The sequence below is a fragment of the Rhizobium sp. WYCCWR10014 genome (assembly GCF_001657485.1).
GTDB lineage: Bacteria > Pseudomonadota > Alphaproteobacteria > Rhizobiales > Rhizobiaceae > Rhizobium.
Genome location: NZ_LXFU01000053.1, coordinates 118,456 through 134,996 on the forward strand (window position 1 = coordinate 118,456; position 16,541 = coordinate 134,996).

Below are 16,541 nucleotides of genomic sequence, written 5' to 3' on the forward strand. Positions count from 1 at the left end.
TCGGGGCAGATGGTCGACCCGGAAAGCAAGGCGTATTCACTGGTCCGCAAGCCAGTGACTCCGGCCATCAATCCGCACGATGGAGATAAGAATGATCAAGCGTCTGAACTTCATGGCCCATAAGAACAGCGGCATCGACGGCCTGGTGGCTGTTGAAGGCTGGATAGCGAGCAGCTTCGATCCAAAGCTGCTCGAACTCGTCAAAGTGCGCGTTTCCCAAATGAACGGATGTGCGCATTGCCTGCATATGCACCGCCAGGACGCGCTGAAGCTCGGCGAAACGGATGACCGGCTACTGCTTCTGAACGCGTGGCGGGAGTCGCAGCTCTTCACCACTCGGGAGCGGGCCGCACTCGCCTGGGCCGAGGCTCTCACTCAGATCGCGAAAAGCCATGCGCCGGATGATGTTTATGAAGAGGCGCATGCCAACTTCCCGGATGACGAGCTCGTTGCGCTTTCGATCGGTGTTGCGATGATCAACGCCTGGAACAGGCTGGCGATCGGCTTTCGGCTTCAGCATCCGGCAGATCACAAACGCGCCGCCGCCTGACAGCTGCATGAGCAATAGGCCGGGCGAAAAGCTTCGCCCGGCTATGCAAACTGAATTTGGCCGGGATTGCTGGGTCTCAGCCTTCGACGGGCAATCGCAGTGTCACCACCGTGCCTCGGCCGGGCTCGCTTTCCAGACGGAGATGGCCCCGTGCTTCCCGAACGAAGCGGTTCACCATCGGCAATCCGAGGCCGCCGAGCCCCGATGCTTTCGTCGTGAAGAACGGATCGCTCGCCCGGCGTAGCACATCTTCTGTCATCCCGAGACCATTGTCCGAAATCCGCAATTCGATCCCGGCTGCGGCGCGTTCGTCGTCGATGGCGGTGGCTATGATTGAAATCACGCCGCCATCCGGCATAGCGTCGCGTGCATTGAGCAGCAGATTCATGATGGCGCTTTGCAGCCCTACGCGACTGCATCGGAAAATCGGAAGCGTCTCGCTGGCATATATCTCGAACGCGATATTGCGATCCCAGGTGGCTCTGGCCAGGGCTTCGATCTCCATCAGGCAAGCCCTGACGTCGACCGGCTCGGCCGCGGCATTGCCGTCGCTCGCAAGGCGCATCGTCTGCTGAACGAGCGTTCCTGCCCGCTGAAGCGAAATCCTGGCACTGGCGAAGACCGGCAGGAGGGTAGGGCCGATCTCGATGTCGGGACTGCGTGAAATCATGTTCAGCGCGGAGGTGGCGACCTGGATCAGATTGCCCAGATCGTGCACGACGCCGAATATGCCGTCGGCAGAATTTGCGTCGAGGGAAATTGCATCCGGTCGAGTGTGGGAAAAGTAAGCTTCATCGGCAAGACTGTTGGTATCTGACTGCGACATGTTTTGCTCCTCATCCGCTCCAGCAACAGACATGTCGTTCCCGAGCAAATGGAGGCTATGACGCGAGCGGGGTTGTAGTCGATTGGTTCAAGGGTGAGGGCAAGCAATACCGTCGTATGGTCTCGCGCCGGATGCCGTTACCCCTTTTGGGTCAGGAAAGCTGGGTAGCCTCGAACATGGCGGTGAGGCCGATGCCTCCGCCGATACCGATCATGGCCAGGCCGGTCGCGCCCGGCGCCCATCCGCTGAGATCGCGGATCAGCTGGCTGTAGAGCCGGGTCACGAGGATTGCGCCGGAGGCCCCGAACGGGTGGCCCAAGGCAATTGCTCCGCCGTTCCTGTTGATCGTGTCGGCAGGAATATCGAGCTGATCGAGCGATGCCAGAACCTGGGCCGCGAAGGCCTCGTTGAACTCGATGGCATTGATGCCGGAGAGCGGGACCCCGGGCTGACGCTGCAGCAGCTTCCTGGTCGAGGCCACCGGCCCAATGCCGAGCAGATTGGGATCCACACCGGCAGCGGCGCTATCGATGAAGGCAAGGCCCTTTTCGATATCCATGCTTCTCGCCATTGCGCGGCTCATGACAAGCACCAGGCAGGCGCCGTCGTTCAGCGGGCATGCATTGCCTGCCGTCACCGAACCATCGGCCAGGAAGACCGGCCGGAGGTTTGCGAGCGCCTCGAGAGATGTTGACGCGCGTGGGCACTCGTCCCGTTCGACCAGACCGTGGCCGGTGGAAATGTCGACGATCTCTGGCCGAAAGATGCCCGCCTCGGCCGCCTGTACGGCGAGCCGGTGGCTGCGCAGGGCGAATTCATCCTGTCTCTGGCGCGATATGCCGAACTGACGCGCGACATTTTCGGCGGCAATTCCCATTTCCGGGTCGCCGATCGTTTCAGGCGAAAACCGGGCGCGCCCGTAAAATCGCGGCGGCATCCCATTCGCCTTTGGTCTTTCGACGCGCCATGGCGCGGTGCTGACGCTCTCCACGCCGCCGGCCAGAAAGCACGAACCGGCTTTGGCCTGGATCAACCGGGCTGCCGTGATGATCGCTTCCAGGCCCGAGCCGCATTGCCGATCGATCGAAACACCCGGAACCGCCATGGGCAGACCTGCGGTCAGCGCTGCCAGCCGCGCGATATTTCCGCCGCCGCCGGCGGCGTTGCCCACCAGAACGTCGTCTATGGTGTCAGGTGCAATTCCCGTTTCGGAAAGGATCCGATGAATGATCGGCGCAAGCAGGTCTTCCGCCGCGACAGTCGCAAGCGATCCGAAAGCCCGGCCGATCGGCGACCGGTAGGCGGCAACCACGACCGGCTGCCAATCCACGTCAGGCTGGAAGGCGTAGGACAAGATCGTCTCCAGAAACCACGGCCCGCTCCACTTGCCCCCTCGAGATTTTCCCACTGCTTGTCATCGGCCAGGACCTTATATGGTAAAAGTGCTTGGGGATCTTGTACTTCCCGAGCATCTGCGCGCAATGATCGGCCAGGATTTTTGGGTCCATCGTCTCTCCCGAGACGACGGCGACCATCCGCTGACCGAAATAGGCGTCCGGCAGCCCGAAGACAACGGCATCCTCGACGCCGGGGCAGGCCTTGAGCGCACCCTCGACTTCGGCGGGATAGATGTTGTTGCCGCCTGATATCATCATGCCGCCCGCCCTGCCGATCACCCGCAGCATGCCATTGGCATCGAGTTCGCCGAGATCCCCGACCGTCGCTCCAGCTTCTGTGACCCGGAATGCCTGACCGTCGTCGCCCCAGAGATATCCATCCGCGATCAGGTCGCTGTCGACGAATATGGTTCCCGCCGCATCGGTCCCGACATCCTTTTCATCGGGATCGCGAATGGAAATTCCCACGCCGGGATAGGCTTGTCCGACCCGCTCGATCGGAAAATCGATCTCGCCGCCCGCGAGGGTCGAGACGGTCATGAAACCAATTTCGGATGCGCCGTAATATTCCCGGATACGGGCCTTCGGAAACAGGCGACGCATGGATTCGACCCCGTTCCTGTCGAGCTTTGCGCCAGCGGTCAGAACGTCGCGCAGGGAGGTCAGAGCGGGTTCGCTTGCCCAGGCTCTTGCAATGCCGGCTATATGGGTGGGTACGGCAACCAGCCTCTCGATTTGCCGGGAGGAGAGCGTGCGTGCCACCGCGACGGGATCCCATTTCCGGACTGAGTGAAAGGTTGCCCCGGCATCGAAAGCTTCGACCAATGCATAAAGCGCCAGGCCATGCGCGAGGGCTCCCGGGCACATTGTCGACGGCGCGTCTTCGAGTTCGAAAACGACGCGTCCTCGATCGAGGCTCCGGCGCCATTGTTCGCGCGAGCGATAATAGGCCTTCGGCTCGGCGGTGGTCCCCGAGGTGAAGCCGATCAGAAAGATCTTGTCGGCATCGAGCGGCAGTTCGGTTTCACCTTCCGTCGAGGCGAGGTCGAAAGCCTCCGCTCCGGCAGCGATAACGGGAATGCCGAGTCTTCGGGCAATTTCGGCGCTCGGTCCAGCATCGTCGTCGACAATCAAAACGTCAGGCGCCAGCCGCTCGATTATGCGTTCGATCCTTTCCGCCGGCATCATCGGGTCGATAACCGCGCAGGCATTCGGGAAAGCGGTGGCCGCCGCAAAATACTCGGCAAAGCCGATATGGTTGCCAAGGGTGAGAGCGGCAAGCTTCTCCACACCGGGCAGATCGAGCGTACGGCGGTTCGAGCGAGGGAGATCTTGGAGAAAGCGATAAATTGCGTTGGCGCGCACATAGAGCTCGCCATAGCTGAGCGAGTGCCCGTCGATCACCAGCGCCGGCTTGTCCGGTGTCTCCGTTGCATGTCGAAGAAGCTGCGCATGAATCGGCATGGACACCCGCGGGTTTGAATGATCGGCCGTCAGCCTGGAGACAGAGCGGCTCTGGTCGCTTCGGGAATCGGAGTCGGGCGGCTGTCGGAGAGGCCGACGCAAACCCAGACGAAATGCGCCGATGCGCAATGAGCACCATCGCGCTGGCGAAAGAGTTCTATCGCAAAGGACAGGCTCGTACGCCCAATTTTCTCCACGTCCACCTTTGCCTCGACAACATCGTCAAGGTCGATGGGGCTGTGAAAGGTGATCTCCGCCTTCTTCACGTGATATGCGACGCCCGAGGAGGTGTGACGGAAATGGCTGAGAATTTGCCGTTGCCGCAGGAACTCGACGACAGCATCCTCGCAATAGTCGAGATAACGGGAGTTGTGGACATGACCATAAATGTCGATGTCTCGCATCGAGACCCGGAACGATGCTAAAGGCCTGTCGTCAACGCTCATTCGATCACCGAAAATTCGACGGGGTGATCTAACCGCAGTGTGTGGGGGATGCAATGCAATATCAGGCGGTCGTGCGAAAATTCGGCCCGGCTCAGGATGTCGTCGAACTCGAGCAGGCTGCGCTGCCGTCGCTGGCGCGCGACCAGGTGAGGGTGCGCCTGCTGGCGCGGTCGATCAATCCCTCCGATATCATAACCATATCAGGGGCCTATAGCGGACGCACGACATTGCCCTTCATTCCCGGCTTCGAAGCGTTCGGCGTGGTCGAGCAGTGCGGTGAAGAGGTTCATGTGCTTTCCCCCGGGGCACGCGTGCTGCCGGTGCGCAGCGCCGGCGGCTGGCAGGAATTCAAGGATACCGATCCCGATTGGTGCCTTCGTGTTCCAGACGAACTCACCGACTTCGAGGCTGCGACCAGCTACGTCAACCCGATGACGGCCTGGCTGATGCTGCATAATAAGATCGGGCTGAGGCCCGGCATGCGTATTGCCATCAATGCCGCCGCCTCTTCGATCGGAGCGATATTGATCGGTCTCGCCAATGCCGCAGGCGTGGAGCCTGTCGCCATCGTCCGTAGCGAAGGATCACTTGAGCGCCTGCGCGGCCGGGTCGAGGCTGTTATCATCGATAGGGAAGAAAGCGAAAGCGATCTGGTTGCCGGGCTCGCCGGCCGGCATGGGCTCGACGCGGTTCTCGATTGCGTCGGCGGCGTGCGTGCATCCGTCCTCGCCGATGCGCTGAGGCCGGGCGGACGCTTCGTGCATTACGGCCTGCTTTCGGGCCAAAGCATTCCGGCTTCCTTCTGGGCCTCCCATCCCGATATCGCCTTTTCCTATTGTCACCTCCGGGAATGGGTTCATTCGCAGGCCATGGGCGATGTCCAACGGGCCTATTCCGAGGTCGCGGCACACATCGTTTCGAAAGTCATCGCGACCGAGGTGCGGGAGGTATTCCCCTTGGAAAATGTCCGCCAAGCCCTGCAGTCCGCTCTTCCCTTCCGAACGGGCGGCAAGGTTCTGCTGGCCTGACGAACAGGGTCACTAGGCGTTTTCGTGCCGTTGCCGCGCGCTAGTGATTGCCGGGTGGTTCTGCTCGGCCCATCCGATCAGGGTTTTCATGGGATTGAGGAAGGATCGCCCCAGTTCCGCGGCGCGCACTGAGCGCCGGAAGCTTTGACGGCCGAGCGGGATCGAGAGTAGCATCCATGCGGCAGCGGCAAGGTGGTCAAAGCGGCCGGCCCGTGGAGATGCAACGATGAAACACAAACCTTTCCTCCTGACGTTCGCGGCGCTGGCATTTTGTTCCGCATGGCCAATATCCAGCGCCTTTGCTGCAGCACAGCCTATCTTCTGGAACGCTTTACGGCCGGCCGATCAGCCCAAAGCGACAGTGCCGCTGTCGGGCAAGGCGGTCAGCGGCCCACAAGGCGAAACACTCGCCTGGCATGGCGAGGAACATCCGATCGAATTGACGGGCTTCGTTCTGCCGATCGACCAGGATGGCGATCTTGTCTACGAATTCATGCTGGTGCCCTGGGCCGGAGCCTGCAGCCACATGCCTTCCCCTCCACCCAACCAACTGGTCCGTGTCGTTCCGGAAGAGCCTTTGCACCTGGCAAGAATGTACGAGACCGTCACCGTGACGGGTACCCTGCGGCCGGGCCTGGATCAGGCGCAATTCTTCATGATCGACGGTGACCGCGTCCTCACCTACGGCTACAGCATAAACCATGCCCAGGTAGCGACAGTAACGGCGACGACCGATCCCGATCTGCTGTCACTTTCGCCTTTCGGCATTTTGCCTCGCTAGAACAGGATGTCGTCCGACAAGCCGCTCACACTTTTCGGCATCATGTTCAGTAGAAGGCGCAGGGACGGCTTCTTGCATGAATACCGCCAACTGCGTATATACAACAACATATATACAAACTGCGGAGGACCCTCTAATGCCGCAATATGCGCGTGTATTTCAATCCGGTAATTCGCAAGCCGTCCGGCTGCCGAAAGAATTCCGCTTCAACGTCGACCAGGTGGAGGTGACGCGGGAGGGAGATGCTGTGATCCTTCGGCCACGGGCCGATCGCAGCTTGCGGTGGGCATCGTTGTATAGCGCCTTGGAGCGCGGCCTCAGCGACGATTTCATGGCGGAAGGGCGAGAGCAGCCGGATGAGCAGGAGAGACTTGGTCTTCAGGACCTGTTCAAGTGATCACGCACCTTATCGACACCAATGCGGTGATCGCCCTGATCGGCAGGAAATCGGAAACACTGCTGAAGCGCGTGATCGACAGCGATGAGGGATCGATCGGGCTGTCGACCGTGGTGATGCACGAGCTCTATTATGGCGCCTATAAAAGCGCGAAAATTTCCTACAATCTTGAAACCCTGCGCCTGTTCGTGGCGGATTTCTCAGTTGTCGGTTTCGAGCAGGAGGATGCGTTGGCCGCTGGAGAGATCCGTGCCGCAATGGCGGCAAAGGGAACACCGATCGGTCCCTATGATGTTCTGATCGCCGCTCAGGCGAGGACCCGGGATCTGGTTCTCATTACGAACAATGTCGGGGACTTCCGCCGCGTCGACGATCTGCGTGTCGAGGACTGGACGGTCGGGCGGTAGGTCCGGTCTCAGACGAAAAAAGCCCGGGCGCAGCCTAAACTGCGCCCGGGCAAATTGTCGCCGATTAGACGAGATCGAAACGATCGGCGTTCATGACCTTGGTCCAGGCCGCGACGAAGTCCTTGACGAACTTCCCCTTGGCGTCGGCCTGGCCGTAAACTTCGGCGAAGGCGCGAAGCTGCGAGTGCGAGCCGAAGATCAGGTCGACGCGGGTGCCGGTCCACTTGGTGGCGCCGGTCTTGCGGTCGCGGCCTTCATAGACGCCTTCCTTGCCAGCGAGGGGAACCCACTGCGCGCCCATGTCGAGCAGGTTGACGAAGAAGTCGTTCGTCAACGTCTCGGGACGTGAAGTGAAGACGCCGTGCTCGGGGTCGCCTGCCTTCAGCACGCGCAGGCCGCCGACGAGGACGGTCATCTCTGGCCCGGTCAGCGTCAAGAGCTGGGCGCGGTCGACGAGTGCTTCTTCCGGCTTCATGAACTGATGGCGCTTGCCGTTCACATAGTTGCGGAAGCCGTCGATGCGCGGCTCGAGTGCTGCGAAGGAATGCGCGTCGGTCTGGGCTTCGGAAGCATCCATGCGGCCAGGCGTGAACGGCACGCTGACGGCATGACCGCCGGCCGCTGCCGCCTTTTCCACACCGGCTGCTCCGCCCAGAACGATCAGGTCGGCGAGCGAGATCTTCTTGGCCCCGGTCTGAGCGGCGTTGAAGTCCCTCTGGATGCCTTCGAGAACGCCGAGCACCTTGGCGAGCTGCGCCGGCTGGTTGGCGTCCCAGTCCTTCTGCGGGGCAAGGCGGATGCGCGCGCCATTGGCGCCGCCGCGCTTGTCGGAACCGCGGAAGGTCGAGGCCGACGCCCAGGCGGTCGAGACCAGTTCCTGCACGGTGAGGCCGGTGGCGAGAACCTTTTCCTTCAGTTCGGCAATGTCCTTGTCGTCGACGAGTGGATGGTCGACGGCCGGGATCACATCCTGCCAGATCAAATCTTCGGCCGGAACTTCCGGGCCGAGGTAGCGCACCTTCGGTCCCATGTCGCGGTGGGTCAGCTTGAACCAGGCGCGGGCGAAAGCGTCGGCGAACTGGTCGGGATTTTCGAGGAAGCGGCGGGAGATCTTCTCGTAGGTCGGATCGAAACGCAGCGCGAGATCGCTTGTCAGCATGGTCGGCAGGTGCCTCTTCGAGGCGTCGTAGGCATCCGGAATGGAGGCCTCGGCATTTTTGGCCTGCCACTGCTTCGCGCCGGCCGGGCTCGTCGTCAGTTCCCATTCGAAGGCGAAGAGGTTTTCGAAGAAGTAGTTGCTCCACTTGGTCGGCGTCTGCGACCAGGTGACTTCGAGGCCGGCGGTGATCGCATCCTTGCCGACGCCGGTTCCGAACGAGCTCTTCCAGCCGAGGCCCTGATCCTCGATCGCGCCGCCTTCCGGCTCGGCGCCGATCAGGGACGGATCGCCGGCGCCATGGGTCTTGCCGAAGGTGTGACCGCCGGCGATCAGCGCCACGGTCTCTTCGTCGTTCATCGCCATGCGGCCGAAGGTTTCGCGGATATCGCGCGCCGAGGCGATCGGATCGGGATTGCCGCCCGGGCCTTCCGGATTAACGTAGATGAGGCCCATCTGCACGGCGCCGAGCGGCTCTGCCAGCTCGCGTTCGCCGCTGTAGCGCTCGTCGCCCAGCCAGGTTCCTTCAGGACCCCAGAACAACTCCTCGGGCTCCCACACGTCGGCGCGGCCACCGGCAAATCCGAAGGTCTTGAAGCCCATGGATTCGAGCGCGACGTTGCCGGTGAGGATCAGCAGGTCGGCCCAGGAGATGCGGTTGCCGTATTTCTGCTTGATCGGCCACAGCAGGCGGCGGGCCTTGTCAAGGTTGGCGTTGTCAGGCCAGCTGTTGAGCGGCGCGAAACGCTGCTGGCCCTGGCCGGCGCCCCCTCGGCCGTCGGTGATGCGGTAGGTGCCGGCGCTGTGCCAGGCCATGCGGATGAACAGGCCGCCATAATGGCCGAAATCTGCCGGCCACCAATCCTGCGAATCCGTCATCAACGCATGAAGATCCTTCTTCAGGCCATCGAGATCGAGCTTCTTGAACTCCTCGGCATAGTCAAAGGCTTGGCCGAGCGGGTCGGCGCGGCCGGAATTGTGATGAAGAATCTGCACGTTCAACTGGTCCGGCCACCAGTCGCGATTGGATCTGCTGCGAGGCGTATTGCCGTGTGCAACAGGACATTTGCCTGCGCTGTCAGTGGGATTGTCCATGATCGTCTCCTTCATTGTTTGGTCTGTCTGCGCGTCAAAAAGATGAGCCGAGCTGGTGCCCCACTCTCCCCTTGCAGTCTTCATATCGGAAGCGCTTCATAAATTTAAGTTGGATTTACTGATCGTTGCGATAAGCTGAGATTATGAAGAATCTTACCCTGAAACAGCTACGCTATTTTGAAGCACTGGCAAGAGATGGCCGCTTCCGACGCGCTGCCGACGCCTGTGCGATCTCCCAGCCGGCATTGTCAATGCAGATCAAAGAACTTGAGCAAGAGTTGGGCGGAGAGCTTTTCGAGCGCAACGCGCGTGAAGTGAAGCTGACCGCCTTCGGCCAAAGCGTCGCGCTCAGGATCCGCGAAATCCTGCGTGGTGTGGACGAACTGGCGGATCTGGCGCGCGCCGCACGCGATCCTTTCCTAACGCGGCTGCGCATCGGCATCATCCCAACGATTGCACCCTATCTGTTGCCGGCAATCATCAACGATCTGAACAGAAGCTTTGCCGGTATCCAGATCGAGGTGCGCGAGACGCAGACGTCGAAGCTGGTTCACGAGCTGGCGCAAGGTCAGCTGGACACGGCCATCGTTGCCTTGCCCGTGTCGGAACCCTCCCTGGCAGAACTTGAGCTCTTCAAGGAAGAGTTCGTGCTGGTTCGGCGGCCCGAAGACGAGGGTAAGCCGGTGCCCGAACGCGAGGCGCTGCGCGAAATGCGGTTGCTTCTGCTCGAGGAGGGCCACTGCTTTCGCGATCAGGCCTTGTCGTTCTGCAAGATAGGGCAGGCCCGTCCCCGCGAAGTCATGGAAGGCAGCTCTCTCTCCACCCTGGTCCAGATGGTCAGCGCCGGTATCGGCATCACCTTGATTCCGGAGATGGCCGTTCCCCTCGAAACGCGCTCTGCGCATGTCTCGATCTCCCGTTTTCAGTCTCCGCAGCCGTCGCGAACGATCGGCATGATCTGGCGCAATTCGACGCCCATGGCCAAACAGCTCCAGCAGGTTTCCGAGGCGGTTCGCCGGTCGGCCGACAGCATGCGCGAACAGTATGCCGCCCGGTGATGAACCTGATATGACCTCGCCTCAAGATCGCCGTTTGAACGTATGCTCCGCTGCCGGAAACTGTCGCGATCGGACCTCGTCGGCATAAGCGGCGGCGGCGGCCGAAATCCTCTTGCCGAGTTCGTCGTAGCGCTTGACGAAGCGCGGGGTGAAATCGTTGAAGAGTCCCAAAATATCGTCGGAAACCAGAACCTGGCCGTCACAGGCGGAAGAAGCGCCGATACCGATGGTCGGGATGTGGATAGCGGCCGTCACCTCCCGGGCGAGCGGCTCCACCGTGCCCTCGATGACGACGGCAAAGGCGCCCGAGCCGCCAACGGCGTGGGCGTCACGGCGGATCTTCGACGTCTCGTGTTCGGAATGGCCGACGGACCGATAACCGCCTGAGGTCTGAACCTGCTGCGGCATCAGGCCGATATGGCCCATAACCGGGATCCCCCGCTTGGTCAGAAAGGCGATGGTCTCGGCCATCTCCTCGCCGCCCTCCAGCTTGACGGCATCGCAGCCGGTTTCCTGCAGGATGCGAACAGCGTTGCGGAAGGCAATCTCCTTCGATTCCTGATAGGTGCCGAACGGCATGTCGACGACGACGCAGGCCTTGCCGACGCCGCGCATCACGGCCTTTCCGTGTGCGATCATCATGTCGAGCGTGACGCCGATGGTGCTCTCCATCCCGTAGAGCACCATGCCGAGCGAATCCCCGACCAGTAGCAGGTCGCAATGCTCATCGAGCAGCCGCGCCATGGGCGTCGTATAGGCGGTCAGGCAGACGATCGGCTTGCCGCCCTTCATGGCTGCGACGCGCGCTGGGGTCAGGCGCTTCTGAATTGCGGCAGCGCTCATCTGGTCACTCCCTTTCCCGGCAAGCCCCGCCCGCCGGTAATCCTGTTGTTCGCGATCACTCGGTTGCCACCAACAACCCTGTTATCGAGCAGCCGTGTCGAGCCGACCCGAACGAAGAGCGCCACGACAACAGGGTCCGCGATCGACGTGACCGGCTGCAGCGTCGCGGCATCCCTGACGGCGACGACCTCGGGCTTTGCCAGAGGCTCGCGATTGAGAAATGCCGTGAGCTTTGCCTCGAGTTCCGTCGGTTCGATAAGGCCGTCGGCAACCAGACGCTCCGCCTCGTCAAGGGTCTGAGGGACTATCACCGCGGCACGCCGCTCCGCCTCGCTGAGATAGACGTTGCGCGACGACAATGCGAGGCCGTCGCCGTCCCTGACCGTCGGCACCGATATCACGCGCACCGGCAAGGCCAGATCGTCCACCATGCGCTTGATGATGACGACCTGCTGGTAATCCTTCTCTCCGAAATAGGCGGTCTGCGGCTGCACGATGCTGAAAAGTTTGCAGACGACGGTGGCGACGCCGGCAAAATGCCCAGGCCGTACCGCCCCTTCGAGCTCGCGCCCGAGATCGGGAACGTCGACGACGGTCAACATCGCGCGGGGATACATGTCCTCGACGCCAGGCGAAAAAAGGAAATTGACGCCGGCTTGCCTCAGCATGGCGGCATCGCGCTCCAGATCGCGCGGATATTTGCTCAGATCTTCCGCCGGTCCGAACTGCAGCGGATTGACGAAAATCGAGACGACGACGATGTCGTTCTCTGCGCGGGCGCGCGAGACCAGCTCCATATGACCGGCATGGAGATAGCCCATCGTCGGAACAAGGCCGACGGTCCGCCCCTGCCGCCTCAGCGCATCGAGCGTGTGGCGCAGCTCGTCAATGCTCGAGAAAACCCGCATATATCCTCCCCTGGCCGGTCACTCCATCTTGGGCGCGGATAAGAAGTGTAATCGATGCGGCAGGTCAATGCATATTCCTCGATAAAAACGATTAGATGAGACGCCAGCGATGACACCGGACCATATCAGCCCCGGGGGAACAGATTTTTCGTCCCTTGGCTGCTGTTCCGCGTCTCTCACCTGCTTGCAGTGGAACCGACGATGTGCGACTTCCGTTACTCGCCCTGTCCGTCAAGATACCATCACAGTCGGTCGCTATGGACGTTACATGGAGGACGCATGGACAAGCCCTGGAAGATCAGCCGCGGACCGATTGCGGCAACCGAGCTCGACGTCGAGAAGGCAAACGCGATCAACATGCTGCTGATCCGGCCGGTCGACGTCCTTCCGGCCAAGGCGGGAGATCCTGTCCTTCCATTTGCCGTCGGCCTTTTCAACGAACTCCGCCCGCTGTTGAAGCCCGATATCGGCGTCACGACGCTCAGGCGAGCGACCGCGGCCTATGTCCACTGCCGGCGCTACTATTTTGCCAGTGCCCAACCCGATTCCATGCGCCATAGTCTTGATGGGGAACCGGTCGAACCATTGTCGTCCGAAGACCGGCTGGTCGCGCAAAAACGCTTTCTGAGCCTCAAGCAGACGACCGGAAAGACAGAAGCGCCCGAGCAGACAGAACCGGTCCCCGCTCCCCTGTTGAGCAAAAGCGAACAGATCCGCGCAGCCCTCCTCGGCAAAAAAGGAACGCCGCCAGCTAGCGCGGGATGACATCAGCTTCGCATATACGGCTTGCAGTCATTGCGCCTTCTTGCGTAGGGCGATCGTCATTCGCAGGGGCGACGTAGTCGCTCGATGAGTTTGGCCGCATCGGGGGCGCGGAAAACGCGCCCCCGGCCGGCGCCGGCCGAAGGGGAGGGGCAGTCGGCCGGGTCAGTTCAACGGGGCTTCGCCTGATGTGATCCGCTGCTCGTCTGCGGCAAACAGATGAACCGCATCGTGGATTGGCGCGATCTTCAGCACCTCGCCGGGGGCTGCCCTGATCCGCTCCCTGAAGACGCAGGTCAGCGTCTGCGTCCCCAGCCGGACGATAACAAGCGTTTCCGAACCCGTCGGCTCGACGACCACCGTCGTGACCTCGATGCCGCCTGGGTCCAACCGGATATGTTCGGGACGAATGCCGTAGATGACGGCATCTGCCGGACGGCGCTCACTCGGCAGGAGCAGGCCGTCGGCGGTTCGAAACCCGTCTTCCGTCATGTTGCCACTGATGAAATTCATCGCCGGGGAGCCGATGAAGCCGGCGACGAAGAGATTGTTCGGACGATCGTACAATTCCAGCGGAGAACCCGACTGCTCGATCAGGCCGTCCTTCATGACGACGATCTTGTCGGCCATGGTCATGGCTTCGATCTGGTCGTGGGTGACATAGATGGTCGTCGTCTGCAACCGTTGATGCAGCTCCTTGATCTCCGAGCGCATCTGCACCCTGAGCTTGGCGTCGAGGTTGGACAGGGGCTCGTCGAAGAGGAAGACGGCTGGGTCGCGCACGATCGCCCGCCCCATCGCCACACGCTGTCTCTGGCCGCCCGACAGTTGCTTGGGATATCTCTCCAGGAGACTTTCGAGACCGAGGATCTTCGCGGCGTTGCCGACCCGCTGAGCGATTTCCGACCTCGGCATCCGTTTCAGCCGCAACGAAAAGCCCATGTTCTTGGCAACGGTCATATGCGGGTAGAGCGCGTAATTCTGGAACACCATGGCGATGTCCCGGTCCTTGGGAGCAAGCTCGTTGACGATATGTTTGCCGATCTGGATCTGCCCTGAGGTGATGCCCTCGAGGCCGGCGATCATCCTCAAAAGCGTGGATTTGCCGCAGCCCGAAGGGCCGACCAGAACGACGAACTCCCCGTCGCCGATATCGACCGAGACGCCTTTGATGGCTTTGAACGCGCCGTAATCCTTGCGCGCATTGTTGACCGAAACATGGGCCATTACCGTCCTCCCGAAATCGCTGTCAAAGTCCGCTCAGGACATTTCTCAAATAATCGAGGCCGAGGCGCTCGCCGTCTTTGCGCGTGGCCAAGTCCTTGCCCGGCCAGCCAAAGGCGGCATCCTCGTGTTCGATCGACAGCGTGCCGTCGAAGCCGGCCCCGCGGGCCTGGCGCAGAAACCGCGGCCAATCGATGAGGCCGAGCCCGGGCAGCTTGTATTGCCACCAGCCCTTGCCGTGATAGCCGACAGCCTGCAGGCTATCCTTATCGATTGCCGTGTCCTTGGCATGAAGGATAGCGATGCGATCCTTCACCGCCTCCATCGCCCGATAGGGATCGACGCCGATGCGGATGAGGTGCGAGGGATCAAATTCCAAGCCGAAGCGGGGGTTCTCGATCCTTTGAAAAAGCTCCTGCCATCCTTTCGGCGTCGTACCGATGAAATTGTCCTTCGGACCGGGCCAGTTCTCGATTGCGAAGGTCAGGTTATAGGGCTGCGTCTGCGCGATCAGCCCGTTGGCGAAATCGGCAAAGTCATCAAAGTTGGCTTCATCGCTTGCGGTGTCGTCGCGGCCGGGAAAGATCACGAAGATCGGGACACCTGCTTCACCGATTGCGTCGGCAAATTCGGCGGTCTTCGCCCGAAGTGCCTCACGCTTTGCGCGGTCAGCATCGAGCTGATTGCCGAAATAGGTGATTGACGACACGAAGAGGTCGCGGCTGCGCGCGAGCGCGACGGCGGCGGCCACTTGATCGGGCGTCTTGATATGGCCGCCGACATCGATCTCGATGGCGTCGAAACCGGCAGAAGCGGCGAAATCCACCACTTCCTCGAAGGGGCGATCGTTGAATGTCGAAGTGTAAAAGCCGATCTTCACCAAAATCCTCCTTCACCAAAATACCTGGGGCCTTGCGGCCGTTTCAACCGTTCAGGCGATCCATGTTTTTAAGTGGCGAACGTGTGCGTTGCGCAGCGTCCGCCGATGCGAGCATGAGGGCTGCTGCCATCGGCATGGCCGCCGCTCCCATGGCCGACGCATCCTCTCCGAGCGAGGCGCGATGAAGCGAGGGAAGGTTGGTGTCCTCGGCATCGAGATGCTCGTGCACATAGCGCAGCAATTCGTCGACGATGCGGATCGGCAATCTACCGCCGACAAGGACGGCGTCTGGGTCGACGACCATGCCGATATGCTTGACGGCGACGGCCAGATGCGCGCTCATTTCCTTCAGCCACTGCGACACAAGGCGCCTGCCATGCGCATCCAGCGTCAGGAGATCGTGGGGAACACTCACCTCGACGCCGTGTTGCGCGAGGAAATCATAGAGGAAGAACAGCGAGAATATCTCGCCGAGCAGCTGGACCTTGTGGGCCTTCCCGTCCCGGCCGTCGGCGATCGGCAACCAGCCGATTTCGCCGCTGAGGCCCATGGCGCCACGATGACCGTTGCCATCGAGCACGAGGCCGCCGCCCGGGCATGGATTGATGGCGATGTAGAAGAAGCTGCTGCTTTCAGCACCCAGACCGTAATCGAGCTCGGCAAGGGCTGCGGCATTGGCTTCGTTTTCGATGAAGACGGGATGCGGCGTCAGGTTCTCCAGTGCGGCGCGCACATCGAATGCCGTCCATTCCTGATAGGCCTTGGGCTTGCCGAGAAGCGAAATCTCGCCGAGCCAATCCGGCATAGCCAGACCGATGCCGGCGAGGCGCGCGTCATCGATGAGCCGGCTGCGCTGGAAATGCGAAATCGCATCGGCCGTGAGCTGCAGGAATTCCGCCGGCAGGATGAAGCGTTTCTCGTGGTGCACGCGGGCGCGGACGTTGCCGACGGCATCGACGGCCAGGATCGTCAGATGGTCGCGATCGATGTTGATGCCGATGGCAAAACAGGCATCCGGATTGATTTCGAGTTCGATCGCCGGTTGGCCTCTCAGCCCATGCCGCCGGCGAGCTTCCATGATCAGGCCTTCGTCCAGCAAGCGATCGACGATCCGGGCGATCGCCGGTTTGGTAAAACCCGTCCGCCTGGCGATTTCAGCACGCGAAATCGGCGCCTGGCGATGGATGCAGCGCAGGACGACAGCCCTGTTGTGCTCGCCTGCTTCTTCGACATTGGCGCCGGTCAGATCCGGGGACAGCCTGGCGCCGAGTGTCTGGTTCATGCTCGAAATCCTTCCGTGCGCATAGCCTGAACCCTTC

General features: G+C 61.4%; 17 protein-coding genes and 1 pseudogene. 7 read left to right on the forward strand and 11 right to left on the reverse strand.

Features of this window, described 5'->3' with window-relative positions:
* The first annotated feature begins 91 nt into the window (after positions 1 to 91).
* Entirely contained in the window at positions 92 to 550 is a 459-nt protein-coding gene (locus A6U98_RS34665) for a carboxymuconolactone decarboxylase family protein (protein WP_064655722.1), read from the forward strand.
* 76 nt (positions 551 to 626) lie between these two features.
* Here A6U98_RS34665 and A6U98_RS34670 read toward each other — a convergent pair whose 3' ends face one another.
* The 4 genes from A6U98_RS34670 to A6U98_RS36590 form a co-directional block, all read right to left on the reverse strand.
* Positions 627 to 1,376, reverse strand: coding sequence for an ATP-binding protein (locus A6U98_RS34670; protein WP_064655723.1), 750 nt, complete (start codon positions 1,374 to 1,376; stop codon positions 627 to 629).
* Between the two features lie 151 nt (positions 1,377 to 1,527).
* Positions 1,528 to 2,730: a thiolase family protein gene (locus A6U98_RS34675; RefSeq protein WP_064655724.1), complete on the reverse strand. Its 1,203-nt coding sequence runs from the start codon at positions 2,728 to 2,730 to the stop codon at positions 1,528 to 1,530.
* The gene (locus A6U98_RS34680; protein ID WP_064655725.1) at positions 2,708 to 4,237 is read right to left on the reverse strand and encodes an AMP-binding protein; all 1,530 of its coding nucleotides are present in this window, start codon (positions 4,235 to 4,237) and stop codon (positions 2,708 to 2,710) included. Before A6U98_RS34680 ends, A6U98_RS34675 begins: the two co-directional genes overlap by 23 nt.
* 29 nt (positions 4,238 to 4,266) lie before the next feature.
* Complete coding sequence (locus A6U98_RS36590) at positions 4,267 to 4,683, reverse strand: thioesterase family protein (protein WP_011649139.1); 417 nt, start codon at positions 4,681 to 4,683, stop codon at positions 4,267 to 4,269.
* 53 nt (positions 4,684 to 4,736) lie between these two features.
* Between A6U98_RS36590 and A6U98_RS34690 the strand changes: the two genes are divergently transcribed.
* Positions 4,737 to 5,711: a zinc-dependent alcohol dehydrogenase family protein gene (locus A6U98_RS34690; RefSeq protein WP_064655727.1), complete on the forward strand. Its 975-nt coding sequence runs from the start codon at positions 4,737 to 4,739 to the stop codon at positions 5,709 to 5,711.
* A 12-nt stretch (positions 5,712 to 5,723) separates the two neighbouring features.
* On the opposite strand, the pseudogene A6U98_RS38185 reads toward A6U98_RS34690, so the two are convergent.
* Positions 5,724 to 5,828 (reverse strand): annotated as a pseudogene (locus A6U98_RS38185) (transcriptional regulator); the annotation flags it as partial.
* Between the two features lie 109 nt (positions 5,829 to 5,937).
* Here A6U98_RS38185 and A6U98_RS34695 point away from each other — a divergent pair.
* The 3 genes from A6U98_RS34695 (at position 5,938) to A6U98_RS34705 (ending at position 7,296) form a co-directional block, all read left to right on the forward strand.
* Positions 5,938 to 6,492: a DUF3299 domain-containing protein gene (locus A6U98_RS34695; RefSeq protein WP_064655728.1), complete on the forward strand. Its 555-nt coding sequence runs from the start codon at positions 5,938 to 5,940 to the stop codon at positions 6,490 to 6,492.
* A gap of 136 nt (positions 6,493 to 6,628) precedes the next feature.
* Entirely contained in the window at positions 6,629 to 6,889 is a 261-nt protein-coding gene (locus A6U98_RS34700; protein ID WP_064655729.1) for an AbrB/MazE/SpoVT family DNA-binding domain-containing protein, read from the forward strand.
* A complete protein-coding gene (locus A6U98_RS34705; protein ID WP_064655730.1) occupies positions 6,886 to 7,296 on the forward strand; it encodes a type II toxin-antitoxin system VapC family toxin in 411 nt (136 codons plus the stop codon). The genes A6U98_RS34700 and A6U98_RS34705 overlap by 4 nt, the downstream gene beginning before the upstream one ends.
* Before the next feature lie 64 nt (positions 7,297 to 7,360).
* Here the strand turns inward: A6U98_RS34705 and katG are convergent, their stop codons facing one another.
* Complete coding sequence (gene katG / locus A6U98_RS34710; protein ID WP_064655731.1) at positions 7,361 to 9,547, reverse strand: catalase/peroxidase HPI; 2,187 nt, start codon at positions 9,545 to 9,547, stop codon at positions 7,361 to 7,363.
* Positions 9,548 to 9,690: 143 nt separating this feature from the next.
* Here katG and A6U98_RS34715 point away from each other — a divergent pair, with 143 nt between their 5' ends.
* A complete protein-coding gene (locus A6U98_RS34715; protein WP_064655732.1) occupies positions 9,691 to 10,605 on the forward strand; it encodes a hydrogen peroxide-inducible genes activator in 915 nt (304 codons plus the stop codon).
* A gap of 21 nt (positions 10,606 to 10,626) precedes the next feature.
* On the opposite strand, the gene panB is transcribed toward A6U98_RS34715, so the two are convergent.
* Entirely contained in the window at positions 10,627 to 11,448 is an 822-nt protein-coding gene (gene panB / locus A6U98_RS34720; protein WP_064655733.1) for a 3-methyl-2-oxobutanoate hydroxymethyltransferase, read from the reverse strand.
* Positions 11,445 to 12,356 (reverse strand): pantoate--beta-alanine ligase, encoded by a 912-nt coding sequence (panC, locus tag A6U98_RS34725; protein WP_064655734.1) that lies wholly within the window; start codon positions 12,354 to 12,356, stop codon positions 11,445 to 11,447. Before panC ends, panB begins: the two co-directional genes overlap by 4 nt.
* 279 nt (positions 12,357 to 12,635) lie before the next feature.
* Between panC and A6U98_RS34730 the strand changes: the two genes are divergently transcribed.
* Positions 12,636 to 13,121 carry a ProQ/FINO family protein gene (locus tag A6U98_RS34730; protein WP_064655735.1) on the forward strand — a complete coding sequence of 162 codons (486 nt, stop codon included), beginning with the start codon at positions 12,636 to 12,638 and terminating at the stop codon, positions 13,119 to 13,121.
* Between the two features lie 162 nt (positions 13,122 to 13,283).
* Here A6U98_RS34730 and ugpC read toward each other — a convergent pair whose 3' ends face one another.
* The 3 genes from ugpC to A6U98_RS34745 are packed head-to-tail and all read right to left on the reverse strand — an operon-like array spanning position 13,284 to position 16,504.
* Positions 13,284 to 14,345 carry a sn-glycerol-3-phosphate ABC transporter ATP-binding protein UgpC gene (ugpC, locus tag A6U98_RS34735; protein WP_064655736.1) on the reverse strand — a complete coding sequence of 354 codons (1,062 nt, stop codon included), beginning with the start codon at positions 14,343 to 14,345 and terminating at the stop codon, positions 13,284 to 13,286.
* A 22-nt stretch (positions 14,346 to 14,367) separates the two neighbouring features.
* Positions 14,368 to 15,222, reverse strand: a complete 855-nt coding sequence (locus tag A6U98_RS34740; protein WP_064655737.1) for a sugar phosphate isomerase/epimerase — start codon at positions 15,220 to 15,222, stop codon at positions 14,368 to 14,370.
* Between the two features lie 43 nt (positions 15,223 to 15,265).
* The gene (locus A6U98_RS34745) at positions 15,266 to 16,504 is read right to left on the reverse strand and encodes an ROK family transcriptional regulator (RefSeq protein ID WP_064655738.1); all 1,239 of its coding nucleotides are present in this window, start codon (positions 16,502 to 16,504) and stop codon (positions 15,266 to 15,268) included.
* Positions 16,505 to 16,541 lie beyond the last annotated feature (37 nt).

What these genes read in the sequence shown, in the direction of transcription:
- A6U98_RS34745 (WP_064655738.1), bottom strand. Translation starts at nt 16,504, where the DNA reads ATGAACCAGACACTCGGCGCCAGGCTGTCCCCGGATCTGACCGGCGCC.
- A6U98_RS34715 (WP_064655732.1), top strand. Translation starts at nt 9,691, where the DNA reads ATGAAGAATCTTACCCTGAAACAGCTACGCTATTTTGAAGCACTGGCA.
- A6U98_RS34690 (WP_064655727.1), top strand. Translation starts at nt 4,737, where the DNA reads ATGCAATATCAGGCGGTCGTGCGAAAATTCGGCCCGGCTCAGGATGTC.
- A6U98_RS34730 (WP_064655735.1), top strand. Translation starts at nt 12,636, where the DNA reads ATGGACAAGCCCTGGAAGATCAGCCGCGGACCGATTGCGGCAACCGAG.
- ugpC (WP_064655736.1), bottom strand. Translation starts at nt 14,345, where the DNA reads ATGGCCCATGTTTCGGTCAACAATGCGCGCAAGGATTACGGCGCGTTC.
- A6U98_RS34695 (WP_064655728.1), top strand. Translation starts at nt 5,938, where the DNA reads ATGAAACACAAACCTTTCCTCCTGACGTTCGCGGCGCTGGCATTTTGT.
- A6U98_RS34680 (WP_064655725.1), bottom strand. Translation starts at nt 4,237, where the DNA reads ATGCCGATTCATGCGCAGCTTCTTCGACATGCAACGGAGACACCGGAC.
- A6U98_RS34700 (WP_064655729.1), top strand. Translation starts at nt 6,629, where the DNA reads ATGCCGCAATATGCGCGTGTATTTCAATCCGGTAATTCGCAAGCCGTC.
- panC (WP_064655734.1), bottom strand. Translation starts at nt 12,356, where the DNA reads ATGCGGGTTTTCTCGAGCATTGACGAGCTGCGCCACACGCTCGATGCG.
- A6U98_RS34670 (WP_064655723.1), bottom strand. Translation starts at nt 1,376, where the DNA reads ATGTCGCAGTCAGATACCAACAGTCTTGCCGATGAAGCTTACTTTTCC.
- panB (WP_064655733.1), bottom strand. Translation starts at nt 11,448, where the DNA reads ATGAGCGCTGCCGCAATTCAGAAGCGCCTGACCCCAGCGCGCGTCGCA.
- A6U98_RS34665 (WP_064655722.1), top strand. Translation starts at nt 92, where the DNA reads ATGATCAAGCGTCTGAACTTCATGGCCCATAAGAACAGCGGCATCGAC.
- katG (WP_064655731.1), bottom strand. Translation starts at nt 9,547, where the DNA reads ATGGACAATCCCACTGACAGCGCAGGCAAATGTCCTGTTGCACACGGC.
- A6U98_RS36590 (WP_011649139.1), bottom strand. Translation starts at nt 4,683, where the DNA reads ATGAGCGTTGACGACAGGCCTTTAGCATCGTTCCGGGTCTCGATGCGA.